Genomic DNA, 15406 nt, shown 5'->3' on the forward strand with positions numbered 1-15406 from the left:
GGGGAGCAGATCAGCGGTGTGCGATTTCTTCGCGCACCGCAATTACTTGTCGCCGCGACACCGTCAGCAACTGCGCCAGGCCATGCAGGCGCACGGCCCAGCCATCGCCTTCCTCGGGGTCATAGTGCTTTTCCAGGGCACGCACGGCCCGGCGGGCGACCAGGGCATTGCGGTGGATGCGCAGGAATTGTCCAGGATAGCGGGCTTCGAGTTCGTTCAGCGAGCCATCCAGGATGTAGCTGCGTGCTGTGGTGCGCACGGTCACGTACTTCTGCTCAGCCTTGAGGAAAAGCACTTCAGCCAGTGGCACACGCTCGGTGCGGCCTCGGTCCTGGATGACCAGGGCCTCGCCTGCTGGCAAGGTGGCCGCTGGCGCATTCCCCGTGGTGCCAGTGGCGGGGCCCAGAGCACGCTGCACCCTGGCCAGGGCCTGTTGCAGGCGCTCCAGCCGCACAGGCTTGGTGAGGTAGTCGACGGCGTCCAGTTCGAAGGCGCTGACGGCATGGTCGGCATGGGCTGTCACGAACACTACGGCGGGCGGGTAGCTCAGCGTCTGAATGGCCTGCGCCAGGCACAGGCCGTCCTGGCCAGGCATGTGGATGTCCAGCAAAAGCACATCAAACGCCCGTCCGCCGCTGGGGGCCAGCAGGGCCAGAGCCTCGGCGGCCGTCGCGGCTTCTGCCAGGTTGTGGCGTTCGGTGTCGGCGCAATCGCCCAGCAAAGTGCGCAGGCGGTTGCGGGCCAGGGTTTCGTCGTCAACGATGAGGATGTTCATGGCGTGCGTGCCCGTTGGCGGGGCGTGGCGGCGGGTGGTTTTTCGGGTGTGAACAGGGGCGCGGGCAGGGTGATGCGCACCTGGTACAGGCCTTCCTCGATGCCTGCGCTGAATTCGCCCTGTACGTCGTGCAGCAGGGCCAGGCGGGCACGCACGTTGGCCAGGGCAATGCCATGACCGCGCGATGTATTACTGTGGTTGGGCTGGCCTTCGGGCAAGGTGTTGGTAATGCGCACGACCACGCGGCTGCCCCGCAATTCGGTCAGCACGCGCAGTTTGCCGCCCCGGGCGCTGGGCTCCACGCCATGCTTGACGGCGTTTTCTACCAGGGGCTGGAGCAGCAACGGGGGCAGCAGTGCCGCGTCGGTGCGGTGGTCGAGCTGCCACTGCACGCGCAGCCGGTCGCCAAAGCGCACCTGTTCGATGGCCAGGTAGCGGCGCGCCAATTGGATCTCTTCGGCCAGGGTCACGGCCTCGCCCTGCTCGACCAGTGCGTGGCGGAACAGGTCGCTCAGGTCTTCGAGCAGCGACTCGGCCTTGGCGGGTTCCTCGCGCACCAGGGCAATGGCGCTGTTGAGTGTGTTGAACAGAAAGTGTGGGCGAATGCGGGACTGCAGTTCGGTCAGGCGGGCCGTGGTGGCGGCGGGCGTGCGACCGCGCGCGCGCAGTACCAGGGCGGCGACCAGCAGCGCGGCCAGCAGTGCGCCCGAGGCGGCGCTGGCTACCCACGGGGGCTGCAATGCAGCGCCCACCAAAAAGAGCATGCCGCAGGCCCCGGCACCCGCCAGCGCCCCCAGGAGCACACCCGCAAGATACTGGCCGGTGGTGGGCAAGCGTTGCAGCACCTGCTTGAGGCTGCAGGCGGCGACCAGCCAGGCCAGCGTGGCGGGCAGGGCCACGCCGGTCAGCAGGGCCAGCCGAGCCACCCAGTCGGGCAGGTTTTCCGCGCCATACAGTACGCCCACGGCCAGCACCACTTCCACGAACATCACCGCGCGCAGCACCACGCCCGCATGGCAGGCATCGAACACCAGCGCACGCCCCGCAGGCACGCTGGAGCGTGCCGTGAAAGCTGTTGTAGGGGGATCGCCCGGAAGGGTCGATAAAATTTGCGTCTCTTGCATTGCGGCATCCGGGTGTTCCGGGTGTCTGTTTCATTGGATTATTGCCCTGCCATGCCCAAAGCCCAAGCCTCCGCCCCGTCACACAATCAGCTCGATACCAAGGCGCAGGCGTGGTCGGCGCTGTTTTCCGAACCCATGAGCGACCTTGTCAAGCGCTATACCTCCAGCGTTTTCTTTGACAAGCGTCTGTGGCAGGCCGACATTGCGGGCAGCCTGGCGCATGCCGAAATGCTCGCTGCCCAGGGCATCATTAGCGCTTCGGACCGGGCCGACATCGAGCGCGGCATGGCGCAAATCACGCAGGAAATCGAGTCCGGCCAGTTCGAGTGGAAGCTGGACCTGGAAGATGTGCACCTGAACATCGAGGCGCGCCTCACACAACTGGTGGGCGATGCGGGCAAGCGCCTGCACACCGGCCGCAGCCGCAACGACCAGGTCGCTACCGATGTGCGCCTGTGGCTGCGCGGCGAGATCGATCTGATTGCTGGTCTGCTCACCGACCTGCAGAAGGCGTTGGTGGACGTGGCCAGCCGCAACGTGGAGGTGATCCTGCCCGGTTTTACCCACCTGCAGGTGGCCCAGCCCGTCAGCTTTGCCCACCACCTGCTGGCCTACGTGGAAATGTTTGCGCGCGACTTTGATCGCATGCAGGATGTGCGCCGCCGCACCAACGTGCTGCCCCTGGGCAGCGCCGCGCTGGCCGGCACCACCTATCCGCTGGACCGCGAGCGCGTGGCGAAAACGCTGGGCATGGTGGATGTGAACGGGTTCCCCGTGGTGTGCCAAAACAGCCTGGACGCCGTGAGCGACCGCGACTTTGCCATCGAGTTCACGGCCGCTGCCAGCCTGTGCATGGTGCACGTGAGTCGCCTGAGCGAAGAACTCATCATCTGGATGAGCCAGAACTTCGGCTTCATCAAGATCGCCGACCGCTTCACCACCGGCTCATCGATCATGCCGCAGAAGAAAAACCCCGACGTGCCGGAACTCGCGCGCGGCAAGACCGGCCGCGTGGTCGGCCACCTGATGGGCCTGATCACCCTGATGAAGGGCCAGCCCCTGGCCTACAACAAGGACAACCAGGAAGACAAGGAGCCGCTGTTCGACACCGTCGACACCCTGAAGGACACGCTGCGCATCTTTGCTGAGATGGTGGGTGGCCAGCTCAACCCCGCCACGGGCCAGAAGGAGGGTGGCATTACCGTCAACGCCCAGGCCATGGAAGACGCTGCCAAGAAGGGCTACGCCACCGCCACAGACCTGGCCGACTACCTGGTGAAAAAGGGCCTGCCGTTCCGCGACGCGCACGAAACCGTGGCACATGCCGTCAAGGCGGCCCAGTCACACGCTTGCGACCTGTCCGAACTGCCACTGGCCGTTCTGCAAGGTTTTCACCCGCAGATTGAAAAAGATGTGTATGAGTGCCTGAGCCTGCGCGGCTCGCTCAACGCCCGCAGCACGCTGGGGGGCACGGCACCCATCCAGGTGCAGGCGCAGATCGAGCGTCACCGCGCAAGGCTGGTTTGACGCCTTGCGCTGGATGCTTCAAGCGGGGGCACTTGCCAGCCTATGGGCATCGGCGTAGGCCTCCAGGGCGTTCAGCGGCAGAGGGCGGCTGAAGAAGTAGCCCTGGTAAGCGTGGCAGCCGTGCTGCGCCAGAAAATCCCGCTGGTCGGCGTGCTCCACCCCTTCGGCAATCACTTCCAGGCCCAGGCTTTCAGACAAGGCCACGATCATGCGGGCGATGGCCGCATCGTTGGTGTCCGTCAGCACATGTGAGACAAAGCTTTTATCGATTTTCAGCTGATCCAGCGGCAGGCGCTTGAGGTAGGCCAACGATGAATACCCCGTGCCGAAATCATCGAGCGAGAAACACACGCCCCGGGCTTTGAGGGCGCTCATTTTGGCCACCACTTCGTCAACCTGGGTGATGAGCAGGCTTTCTGTCAGTTCAAGTTTGAGCCGCTGCGGGTTGGCGCCGGTTGCCTGCAGCACCCTGAGCACCTGCTCCACGAAATCGGCATGGTGGAATTGCCGCACGCTTACATTGACGGCCATCGTCAGGTGCAGGCGGTCTGCGCGCTTTGCCCATGCGGCCAGTTGCGTGCATGCGGTTTCCAGCACCCAGTGGCCCAGCGGCAGGATCAGGCCGGTGTCCTCTGCCAGCGCAATGAAGTCGAGCGGCGAGACCATGCCGCGCTCGGGGTGCTGCCAACGCACCAGCGCCTCCACCCCGACCATGGCGCCAGCCTCGTTCACCTGGGGTTGGTAGTGCAGAACGAAATGCTGCTGTTGCAGTGCGATGCGTAGTTCCTTTTCAAGCGCCACCCGTTCGGCCAGCACGGACTGCATTTGCGGGTCGAAAAAACACATGGCGTTGCGCCCTGAGGCCTTGGCGCGGTACATCGCCAGGTCGGCCTGCTTGAGCAGTTCTTCCACCGAGCCTTGAGGCTCCCCAAACAGCACCACGCCAATGCTGGGGGTGTTGTGGTGCACGTTGTCCTGCAGCACATAGGGTTCGTTGAGGGCGTGCAGGATGGTGTTGCCAACCGCCTCGGCCTGCTTGACAGCCTCCAGGGTGCCCGGGCTCAGACCTTCGAGCATGACCACGAATTCGTCGCCTCCGAGCCGGGCCACCGTGTCGCCTTCGCTCACGCAGGCCACCAGGCGCTGGGCGACCTGCTGCAGCAGCAGGTCGCCCATGTGGTGGCCGCGCGTGTCGTTCAAGCCCTTGAAGTCATCCAGATCGATGAAGAACAGCGCGCCCCGGCGCTGGTTGCGTGTGCTGACGATGAGCGCGTGTTCCAGGCGGTCGAGCAACAGCCGCCGGTTGGGCAGGCCGGTCAGTGGGTCGGAGAAGGCCAGCAACTGGATGCGCTCTTCGTTCTGTTTCTGGTGCGTGATGTCGGAGAACGTGGCGACATAGTGGGTTGTTGGGCCCTGAGGAGCATGCACCGCCGTGATGGAGAGCCATTGCGGATAGATCTCGCCCGTCTTGCGCCGGTTCCAGACCTCGCCCTGCCATCGGCCGTGGCTGGTGATGGCCGCCCACATGTCGGCGTAGAACTTGCGATCGTGCCGCCCCGACTGGAATATGCGGGGGTTTTGGCCAATCACTTCTGTGCGGTCGTAGCCGGTGATGGCGCTGAACGCACGGTTGACGGCAATGATGGTGCCGTCGCGCTCGGCAATGGTCACGCCCTCGGCGATGTTGTCAAACACCGTGGCGGCCTGGCGCAAATCGTCTTCCATGCGTGTGCGATCGGTGATGTCGAGCATGACGCCAACCAGCCCACCCACGCTGCCGTCAAGGTGGGTGAACGTGGCCTTGTGGAAGATGACGCGGTGCCGTTGTCCGTCGGCGTGGCGGACGTCGCTTTCGTAAATCTGTTTTCCGGGGTGGTCCAGAATGGATCGGTCTGCGGCCAGGTATCGGTCTGCCAGCTCCTTGGGGGCAATGTCGTGGGGAGTCTTGCCAATCAGGTGGGCCGCGGGGCTTCCGATGAAGGCCTCGAACGCGCTGTTGCAACCCAGGTAGCGGGCCTGGGCGTCCTTGTAGAACACGGGGCTGGGAATCGCCTCGATCAGTTGGTGCATGAAGCCCAGCTGCCGGGACAGCTCCTCGGTGCGCATGTGCACGCGCTCTTCCATCACCAGATTGGCCTGTTGTAGCGCTGCGCTGCGGTCTTCCAGCAGTTGCTGGTCTCGCCGCCGCGCGGTGACATCCTGCACGGTTTCGATCGCGCCCGTCAGCGTGCCTTGGGCATTGCGCAGCGGAGCCGCCATCATGGAGAGCCAGCGCTCGTCGTTGCCCCGGCCAGGGAGATGCACCTCGGCCTCCAGTGCGCCGGCGATCAGCGTGGAGTGGCGGAAATCGGGGTAGTAGGTGGCCAGCATTTCGTCCGTGGCTTGGTTGACCAGCAGACAGGCCAAGGTGGGCCGGGGGCTCTCGTACCAGGCGCGCCAGGGTTCGTGGTGCCCCAGCATCGCGGCAGCCTCCATCCCGGTCAGTGCTGCGCAGGCGCGGTTCCAGTGGGTGATGTGCCGGTGGGCATCGATGACGAAGGTGGCCAGCGGGTTGCCGTCCACAATTTGTGCGAGCTGGCGTTCACGCTCGCGGATGGCCAGTTCGGCGTGCCGCAACCCGGTGATGTTGCTGCCGATGCCGTGGTAGCCCACGAAGTGGCCTTGGTCGTCAAACCGGGGGGCACCGCTGACGGAAAAATACTGTGTGCAGCCATCTGGTGCGTCGATTTCGTACTCGAAATGGCGGAAAAGCCCATGTCGCTCGTGGCAGGCAATGTGTTCGGCAAGCTGTTCGCCGGTGATGCCGCGAATAGGCATGTCCCAGCGCCGTTTGCCCAGAAAGTAGCCGGGCTCTCGGTGCAGCTTTTCTATCGAGTGCCCGAAAAACCGGGTGAAACGAAACGCGGTGTCTTGTTCCCAAAACCAGTCCGACGAGAGGTTGGCAAAATCCGCCAGCGTACGGGTGCGCAGCTCAACCTGCCGTTCGGCGTTTTCGTAGGCTGCGCGCAGGGCTGCGTCGGCCCGGTGCTTTTCCGTGATGTCGGTGTAAGTAGAGACCAGGCTGCCGTCGGGCAGAGGCCGGTCTACGATGGCCAGGACGGTTCCTTGGGGGCTGACATGCTCGAACGCGCTGGGCTGACCCGCGCGCACGCGGGCCACTCTGCGGGCCACCAGGGCCTGCAGTTCTGCCGCAGCAAGGCCGGCGCTCTTTGCATAGCGCTGCAACAAGTCTTCCAGCGGCTGGCCGGGTTGGACCGAGGCGGCGGGCGCGCCGATCAGATCCACAAATCGGCGGTTCCATACGACCAACCGCAGGCTGCTGTCGAACAAGGTGATGCCCTGGTCGATGTGGTGGACTGCGTCGTGCAGGCGGCGCAGGCTGAATGCCACGGCCTGGCTGGCATGGCCCAGCAGATCGGTCAGGCGTGCGTTAGAGGGATTGTCTCCAGCAGGATGTGCGAGGGCAGCAAGGGCGGGTGCAGAAGGTGTGTCCACTTCTGGACGCACTTGTAGCAGTGAGACCACGCAAAAGCGTACGAACCGGGCCAGGGGGCGCACCATGTCCAGCGGACCGGCGATGGCAAAGCAGGCGACGCGCTGACCACCCAGGTCGATCCCCATGTTGATGCCCTCGCGCATGGTGGTCGAGCGGGCGGCTTCTTGCGGGGTGATGCTGTATTCCTCCAGCGCACCCTGCATGATGCGCTGCGCTATCTCATGCGCTTGGCCAATGCGTTCACGCTCGCTCGATGCCACGATCTGCCCGGCTTCGCCCATGAAGCTACAGACCAGGCCCAACTCTGCATGCAGGACGTCACAGAGTTCTTGGCTGAAGGAGAGATCGAATCGCGTGGGCATGCCGTATTGTGCGGGCAGGATGGTGTGGATGTGCCTCGCGGCAAACCCTGCCGGGAGCCGTCCCGGGAAGTGCGTCATCCCTGTGCGCCGTGCCTGAAACGCCGTATTTTTCCGCTACGCTTACCCGTTCTGCCGAGGAGTCCAGGGTGAATACCAGAGAAATTGCCGCCGTATTGGGTTTTGCGTTGGTCGCCGCCAGCGCCCAGGCCCTGCAAGTGACCAGCGTATCGCCCCAGGGTGAAGTGGCCCGCGTGCGCCAGGTTGTGGTCAAGTTTGACAGCGCAGCCACCACCTTTGGTGACCCCAAGGCTCCAGCGCCCTTTGCCGTCAACTGCACCGACGCCGAAGCCAGCAAAGGCACCGGGCGCTGGACGAGCGAGCGCGAATGGGTGTTTGACCTGGCCCGCGACATGCCGCCCGGTGTGCGCTGCACCATGCTGCCAAAAATTGACTTCAAATCGGCCTCTGGCGCCCCACTGAAGAGCGCTGCCAGCTATCAATTCAATAGTGGAGGGCCCTATGTGCAGAACGTACGGCCCGGCACCTACGAGCACATCGACGAAGAGCAGTTCTTTGTACTGCAGCTCAATGGCCCCGCGCAGCTGGCCAGCGTGCAGGCGAATGTGTGGTGCGCCGCCGATGGCGTGGGCGAGCGTGTGCCTGTGCGCCTGATCGATGGCAAGGACCGTGCCGCGCTGCTCCAGGCCCAGGGCCTGGACAAGCAAGCCGCGCGCGATCCGCTGTCCATCGTCACGCTGGCGTGCAACCGGCGGCTCACGCCTTCGTCGCGGGTGCAACTGGTGTGGGGCAAAGGTGTCGTCACGCCCAGCGGGGTGGCCGGTAACGTGGAAAAACGCTTTACCTTCGAGGTGCGTGCACCGTTTTTGGCTGAATTTACCTGCGAGCGTGAAAACGCCCAGGCGGCTTGCCTGCCGATCCGGCCGATGACGCTGTCTTTCAACGCACCCGTGCCGCGCAAGCTGGCGGCGGCGATTCGCCTGAAGTCGCCCCTGGAGTCGATCAAACCCCAGACGGGCGGCGAGGATGAGGGCACAGCCGCAGAGGGCCTGGTCAGCAGCGTGCAGTTTGCCGCGCCCCTGGCCGAGAGCACCGAATTCCAGCTGGAATTGCCCAAGGGTTTGAAGGATGCCGCGGGCCGTGCCCTGTCCAACGCCGACAGCTTTCCTTTGAGGGTGGCCACGGGCGGCATGCCGCCGCTGGCCAAGTTTGCCGCTGCGCCGTTCGGCATTGTCGAGCGCCTGGCCGAGGGGCCGCAGACCCCGGCGCTGCTGCCGGTCACGCTGCGCAAGGTCGAGGCCGCCTTGCGCGTGCAAGGCCTGCAACCCGGGGGTGAAGCGGCGCCTGCGGGCCAGGTCAGCACGCTGCGCCCCGAGAACGACGCCGACATCATTGCCTGGTTCCGCAAGGTGCAGCAGTACAACAACTACATGGTGGAGCGCAAGCAGGCGCGGCGTGACGTCAAGGGGACGTTGCCCCAGGTGCTGGACGGCGACAAACACTACGTGCAGTCGCGCATGCTCTCGCTGCTCTCGGGCCAGCCGGGTGTGCGTGCGTTGGACCTGCCCAAGCCGGTCAGTACCGACCCCCGCCCGTTGGAGGTGGTGGGCATTCCGCTGGCGCCGGGTTTCCATGTGGTGGAGGTTGCGTCGCCGCTGCTGGGCGCATCGCTGCTCGATGCGCGGCACGGCGCAGCGCGCGCCATGGTTGTGCGCACCTCGGCGCTGGTCACCAACCTGGGAGTGCATTTCAAGCTGGGCCGCGAGAACGCCATGGCCTGGGTGACCACGCTCGATAAAGGGCAGAGCGTGGAGGGCGCCCGCGTGCGCGTGTCCGACTGCAATGGCCGCGAACTGGCTTCGGGCACCACGGATGCACAAGGCGTGGCGCGTTTCGAGGGCCTGTCGTCCGACCCGCCGCTGTGCCGTGGGCAGGGCGACGGGGGCGATGCCTACTTCATCAGTGCACGCCACCAGGGGAGTGACGGTGTGCCGGACATGGCCTTCACCTGGAGCGACTGGCAGCGTGGCATTGAGCCTTGGCGCTTCAACGTGCCCACCAGCAACGACGCGAGCCCCGACGAGCGGGCGCACACGATCTTCGACCGCACACTGCTGCGCGCTGGCGAAACGGTGTCCATGAAGCACCTGCTGCGCACCGAGACACGGGGCGGCTTTGGCCTGCCTGCGCAGGAGCCTGACTCCCTGGTCATCACCCATGTGGGCAGCGGCCAGCAATTCACCCAGCCCCTGGCCTGGCGCAAGACAGCCACCGGCGGGCGCAGTGCGCAAAGCGAATTTGCGGTGCCCCCCGCAGCGAAGCTGGGCGTGTACGAAGTTGCATTGCACAGCAGCCGCAGCGATGGGCGCAGTTTTACGTCGGGCCAGTTCCGGGTCGAAGAATTCCGCCTGCCCGTGTTCGAGGGCCGCGTGGGCCCGGCCGACAAGGCACCGCTGGTCAATGTGCGCACCGTGCCCGCGAGTGTGCAGGTCAACTACGTGGCCGGTGGTGCTGCCGCGCAGTTGCCCGTGCGCGTGTCGGCCCTGGTGCGCAGCAAATACCTGCACTTTGACGACTACGACGCCTTCAGCTTCAACCCGCCCCGGGGTCGCCAGCAAGGCAGCACAGAGGGAGAAGAGGAAGAAACCGCCCGCCAGGCGCCGCGCGTGATTGCCGATAAGCTGCCGCTCACCCTGGACCGCAACGGCACAGGCCGCATCGCGTTGGAGAACGTGCCCCGCGCCAGCACGGCGCAAGACCTGCTGATCGAAGCCACCTATGCCGACCCCAACGGCGAAGTGCAGACCCTGCGCAGCACCAGCAGCCTGTGGCCAGCCGGGGTGCTGGCTGGTATCAAGACCGAAGGCTGGGTCTCGGCCAGCCAGAAGATCCGTTTCCAGGCACTGGCGCTCACGCCCGACGGCAAGCCCGCCGCCGACGTGCCGCTGCAGGTACAGGCCATTGCCCGCATCACCACCAGCAGCCGCAAGCGCATGGTGGGGGGCTTTTACAGCTACGACAACAAGACCGAAACCAAAGACCTGGGCACGGTGTGCACCGGCAAGAGCGACGCACGCGGCCTGCTGCTGTGCGAGACCAAGCTCGACGAGCCCGGCGAGGTGGAACTGGTTGCCACCGCACGCGACAAGGACGGCAACACCTTTGATGCGGCCTCGTCCGTGTGGGTCACGCGCCAGGGCGAGCTGTGGTTTGGCGGCGAAAACCACGACCGCATGGACCTGCTGCCCGAGAAGAAGAGCTACCAGCCGGGCGACACCGCCAGGTTCCAGGTGCGCATGCCCTTCCGCTTTGCCACGGCGCTGGTCACGGTGGAGCGCGAAGGCATCATCGATACCCAGGTGGTGCAGCTCAACGGCAAGGACCCCACGGTCAGCCTGCAGGTGCAAGAGGGCTGGGGCCCCAACGTGTATGTGAGCGTGCTGGCGCTGCGCGGGCGCCTGCGCGAGGTGCCCTGGTACAGCTTCTTCACCTGGGGTTTCAAGGCGCCGCGCGAGTGGTGGACCGCCTTTTGGTACGAGGGCAAGGAATACGTTGCGCCCACGGCGCTGGTCGATCTGAGCAAACCGGCTTTTCGTCTGGGCATGGCCGAGATCAAGGTGGGCAGCAAGGCGCACCAGATCAACGTGAAAGTAGTGGCCGACAAAGCCAGCTACCCCGTGCGCGGCAAGGCGCAGGTCACCATCACGGCCACCTTGCCCAATGGCAAGCCCGCCGCCCACGCCGAGGTGGCGTTGGCCGCCGTAGACCAGGCGTTGCTCGAACTCATGCCCAACACCAGCTGGAATGTGCTGGACGCCATGCTGCAGCGGCGCAGCTGGGGCGTTGCCACCTCGACCGCGCAGATGGAAATCATCGGGCGGCGCCACTACGGCCGCAAAGCCGTGGCAGCAGGCGGCGGCGGGGGGCGCAGCCCCACCCGCGAACTGCTCGACACCCTGCTGCTGTGGAACCCGCAGGTGCAGCTCGACGCTAACGGCCAGGCGCAGGTGACGGTGCCGCTGAACGACGCGCTCACTACCTTCAAAATCGTGGCCGTGGCCGATGCCGCCACCGGCCTGTTCGGCACGGGCAGCACCCAGATCAGCGCCACGCAAGACCTGCAGATCATCAGCGGCCTGCCGCCCCTGGTGCGCGAGGACGACCAGTTCCGCGCCCAGTTCACCCTGCGCAACACCACCAAGGCCGCCATGAAGGTGGAGGTGACGCCCCGCGCGACGCTGCTGAGCTTGAAGACTGAGACCGTGGACATCCCCGCCGGTGAGGCGCGTGAAGTGGCCTGGAGCGTAAAAGCCCCGGCCCAGCTGGCGCAGACCCGCGTGCAGGCTCTGCTGTGGGAGATCGAAGCGAAAGACCAGCTAGGCGGCGCGCGCGATGCGCTCAAGGCCAGCCAGCGCCTGATACCGGCCGTACCGCTCACGGTGCAACAGGCCACGCTGGTGCAGGTGGACGGCAGCTACACCCTGGACGCCGCACCCCCCGCCGATGCGCTGCCCGGGCGGGGCGGCCTGCGCCTGGCGCTGCAGCCCAAACTGGCCGAGGGCCTGCCCGGCGTGCGCGACTGGTGGGCCAACTACCCGTTTGCCTGCCTGGAGCAAAAAACCAGCAAGGCCGTGGGCTTGCGCGACGGCAAGCTCTGGCAGACCGTCGTGGCGCAACTGCCCACCTATCTGGACGGCGATGGCCTGGCCAACTACTTCCCGCCGCGCGAGGGCGACACCCACCGGGGGAGCGACACCCTGACCGCCTACCTGCTGGCCGCCGCGCACGAGGCCGCCAGCATCAACCCCGCCTTTGCCCTGCCGGGCGAGGTGCGCGCGCCCATGGAGCGGGGCCTCATCGCCTTTGTGGAAGGGCGCATCGAGCGCAATTTCTGGAGTCCGCGCAAAGACCTGGACATGCGCAAGCTCGCCGCCATCGAAGCGCTCTCGCGCTACGGCAAAGCCCAGGGCCGCATGCTGACCAGCATCACCATCGCGCCCAACCAGTGGCCCACGCACAGCGTGATCGACTGGATGAACATCCTGCGGCGCGTGCAGGACATCCCCGAGCGCGACAAACGCCTGCAAGAGGCCACGCAAATCCTGCGCGCCCGCCTGAGCTACCAGGGCACCAAGCTGCTGCTGAGCACCGAGCGCGACGACTACTGGTGGTGGCTGATGCAGAACGGCGACGTGAACCTTGCGCGCCTCCTGCTCGCCGTGATGGACAACCCCGACTGGAAGGACGACATGGGCCGCCTGGCCAATGGCTTCATCGCCCGCCAGCAGGGCGGCGCCTGGCACACCACCACCGCCAACCTGTGGGGCGGCCTGGCGCTGGAGAAGTTCTCGGCCAAGTTCGAGGCCACGCCCGTCTCCGGCACCACCAAGGCGGCCATGGGCAGCCACACGGCCAGCGTGGACTGGAGCAAGGTCGAGCGCATCAAGCCCACCGATGCGGAAGGTGCAGCCCACCAGGCCAGCGCGTTTGGGGCCCCTGCGGCGCCCGGCATGCTGCGGGGCAACAATATGTTCCTGCCCTGGGGCACTGCGGGCGGCAAGGAAGGCCTGTCCGTCACGCACCAGGGGCCGGGCAAGCCCTGGCTCACGCTGCAGTCGGTGGCTGCGGTGCAGCTCAAGGCGCCGTTCAGCGCGGGCTACAGCATCCAGAAAACCGTCACACCCATCGAGCAGGCCAACAAGGCCTTGCCCGCAGGCCAGTACACGCGCGGCGACGTGCTGCGCATCACGCTGGAAGTCACAGGCCAGGCCGACATGACCTGGGTGGCCATCACCGACCCCATTCCGGGCGGCGCCACCATTCTGGGCAGCGGCCTGGGGCGCGACTCCGAGATCGCCACCCAGGGCGAAAAGCGCAGTGGGCTGGGCTGGCCCGCGTTTGAAGAGCGCAGCTTCGAGGCCTTCCGCAGCTACTACGAATACCTGCCCAAGGGCACCGTCAAAATGGAATACACCGTGCGCCTGAACAACGTGGGCGACTTCGCGCTGCCCCCCAGCCGCGTCGAGGCCCTGTACGCGCCGGAGATGTTTGGCGAGGCGCCCAACGCACGCGCACGGGTGGTGGCTGCGCCGTGACACCGGTACCCGCCCCCAGCGTTTTTGTCGAAGTGCGCTTCTGGCTGCTGGTGGCGCTCTCGGTGGTGCTGCCGGCTGCCATCTACGCGGCGCTGCTGGTGCGCCGCGCCATCTCGCGCACCACGGTCGTGCTGTTCGGCCTGGTGCTGGTGCTCATTGCCGGGTTGGATGTGTACCTGCTCCAAGGTCTGGCCAAGCTGGCCCGCATCACGCCGTCGCTGGCCGATGATGCGGTTTTCCTCTCGGAGCTGTCCATCGCGCTCTACATCTTCCCCGTCATGTTCGGCGGCATCGGCGTCAACCTGGTGTCCCATGTGCTGCTGCGCCACCTGAGCGAGGCCGAAGAACGCTTTGACCGTGAACACCGCTGAGCCGCGCCGCGACCGGCGCACATCCTGATTGCAAGCAATTTCCCCATGCTCGACGACATCAAAAAAACCCTCTGGGCCACCGCCGACAAGCTGCGCGCCAACATGGACGCGGCCGAATACAAGCACCTGGTGCTCGGCCTCATCTTCGTCAAATACATCAGCGACACCTTTGCCGCCCGCCGCGCCGAAGTGGCTGCGCGCCTCGCTGACCCGCACGACGAGTTTTACTACGGCGAAGCCGCCCCTGAAGACCTGGCCGCCGAGCTGGACGACCGCGACTACTACACCTCGGGCAACGTGTTCTGGGTGCCCGAAGGCGCCCGCTGGGAGCAGCTGCGCGCCCAGGCCAAGCAGCCGGGCATTGGCAAACACATCGACGACGCGCTGGCCCTCATCGAAGGCGACAACCCCAAGCTCAAAGGCATTTTGGACAAGCGCTTTGCCCGCGCCCAGTTGCCCGACGGCAAGCTGGGCGAGCTGGTCGACTTGGTGTCCACCATCGGTTTTGGCGCCACACCCGACGTAGCGCGCGACACCCTGGGCCAGGTGTACGAATACTTTCTGGGCATGTTCGCCAGCGCCGAAGGCAAGCGCGGCGGGCAGTTCTACACGCCCGCCAGCATCGTCAAAACGCTGGTCGCCGTGCTCAACCCGCACAGCGGCAAGGTGTACGACCCTTGCTGCGGCTCGGGCGGCATGTTTGTGCAGAGCGAGAAGTTCATCGAAGCGCATGGCGGCAAGATCAACGACGTGTCCATCTACGGGCAAGAAAGCAACCCCACCACCTGGCGCCTGGCCGCCATGAACCTGGCCATTCGCGGCATCGACTTCAACCTGGGGCGCGAACCGGCCGACACCTTTGTGCGCAACCAGCACCCGGATCTCCGCGCCGACTTCATCCTGGCCAACCCTCCCTTCAACGTCAGCGACTGGTGGCACGGCAGCCTGGAGGGCGACCCGCGCTGGGTGTATGGCGACCCACCCCAGGGCAACGCCAACTACGCCTGGCTGCAGCACATGCTGCACCACCTCAAACCCAGCGGGCGCGCCGGCATCGTGCTGGCCAACGGCAGCATGAGCAGCAGCCAGAACAGCGAGGGCCAAATCCGCGCCGCCATGGTCGAGGCCGACGTGGTCGAGGTGATGATTGCCTTGCCCGGCCAGCTGTTCTTCAACACCCAAATCCCCGCCTGCCTGTGGTTCTTGGCCAAGCAAAAACAGCGCCAAGGCCAAGTGCTGTTCATCGACGCCCGCAAGCTCGCCACCATGATCAGCCGCGTGCAGGGCGAGTTGACGGATGAGGTGATAGGCCGCATCGCCGCCACCGTCGCCGCATGGCGCGGCGAATCACTCCCGCTGCCAAGCGGCGAGGGCGGGGGTGAGGGCTCCGCGGCCACCTACCAAGACATCCCCGGCTTCTGCCGCAGCGTGGCACTCTGCGAGATCGCCCAGCACGGCCATGTGCTCACCCCCGGCCGCTACGTGGGCGCTGAAGAAGTGGAAGACGACGACGAAGCCTTTGCCGACAAGATGCAGAAGCTGACCGAAAAGCTGGGCGAGCAGATGGCCAAGGGCGCGGAGCTGGATGCGGTGATTCGGCAGAAGTTGGGGGGGCTGGGGTATGAGTTCTGAGTGGCC

7 protein-coding genes are annotated in these 15406 nt (G+C 65.8%); 4 read left to right on the forward strand and 3 right to left on the reverse strand.

Annotation, left to right across the window (positions count from 1 at the left end; genetic code table 11):
- Nucleotides 1–10: 10 nt before the first annotated feature.
- Together C8D04_RS17730 and C8D04_RS17735 are read right to left on the reverse strand one after the other, a co-directional pair.
- On the reverse strand, nt 11–775 hold the full coding sequence (locus tag C8D04_RS17730) for a LytTR family DNA-binding domain-containing protein (RefSeq protein ID WP_116002870.1): 765 nt from the start codon (nt 773–775) through the stop codon (nt 11–13).
- A complete protein-coding gene (locus C8D04_RS17735) occupies nt 772–1899 on the reverse strand; it encodes a histidine kinase (RefSeq protein ID WP_116002872.1) in 1128 nt (375 codons plus the stop codon). The genes C8D04_RS17730 and C8D04_RS17735 overlap by 4 nt, the downstream gene beginning before the upstream one ends.
- A 51-nt stretch (nt 1900–1950) precedes the next feature.
- Here C8D04_RS17735 and argH point away from each other — a divergent pair, with 51 nt between their 5' ends.
- Nucleotides 1951–3426, forward strand: coding sequence for an argininosuccinate lyase (argH, locus tag C8D04_RS17740; protein ID WP_116002874.1), 1476 nt, complete (start codon nt 1951–1953; stop codon nt 3424–3426).
- Nucleotides 3427–3444: 18 nt separating this feature from the next.
- Here the strand turns inward: argH and C8D04_RS17745 are convergent, their stop codons facing one another.
- On the reverse strand, nt 3445–7362 hold the full coding sequence (locus C8D04_RS17745) for an EAL domain-containing protein (protein ID WP_116002876.1): 3918 nt from the start codon (nt 7360–7362) through the stop codon (nt 3445–3447).
- A gap of 68 nt (nt 7363–7430) precedes the next feature.
- Here C8D04_RS17745 and C8D04_RS17750 point away from each other — a divergent pair, with 68 nt between their 5' ends.
- The 3 genes from C8D04_RS17750 to C8D04_RS17760 are packed head-to-tail and all read left to right on the forward strand — an operon-like array spanning nt 7431 to nt 15400.
- Nucleotides 7431–13397, forward strand: a complete 5967-nt coding sequence (locus C8D04_RS17750; RefSeq protein ID WP_233521052.1) for an MG2 domain-containing protein — start codon at nt 7431–7433, stop codon at nt 13395–13397.
- Nucleotides 13394–13768: a hypothetical protein gene (locus tag C8D04_RS17755; protein WP_116002878.1), complete on the forward strand. Its 375-nt coding sequence runs from the start codon at nt 13394–13396 to the stop codon at nt 13766–13768. Before C8D04_RS17750 ends, C8D04_RS17755 begins: the two co-directional genes overlap by 4 nt.
- 45 nt (nt 13769–13813) lie before the next feature.
- On the forward strand, nt 13814–15400 hold the full coding sequence (locus tag C8D04_RS17760; protein WP_116002880.1) for a class I SAM-dependent DNA methyltransferase: 1587 nt from the start codon (nt 13814–13816) through the stop codon (nt 15398–15400).
- Nucleotides 15401–15406: the final 6 nt, after the last annotated feature.

This window comes from Simplicispira sp. 125, from assembly GCF_003096555.1.
In the GTDB taxonomy this organism is placed as follows: Bacteria; Pseudomonadota; Gammaproteobacteria; order Burkholderiales; family Burkholderiaceae_C; genus Simplicispira.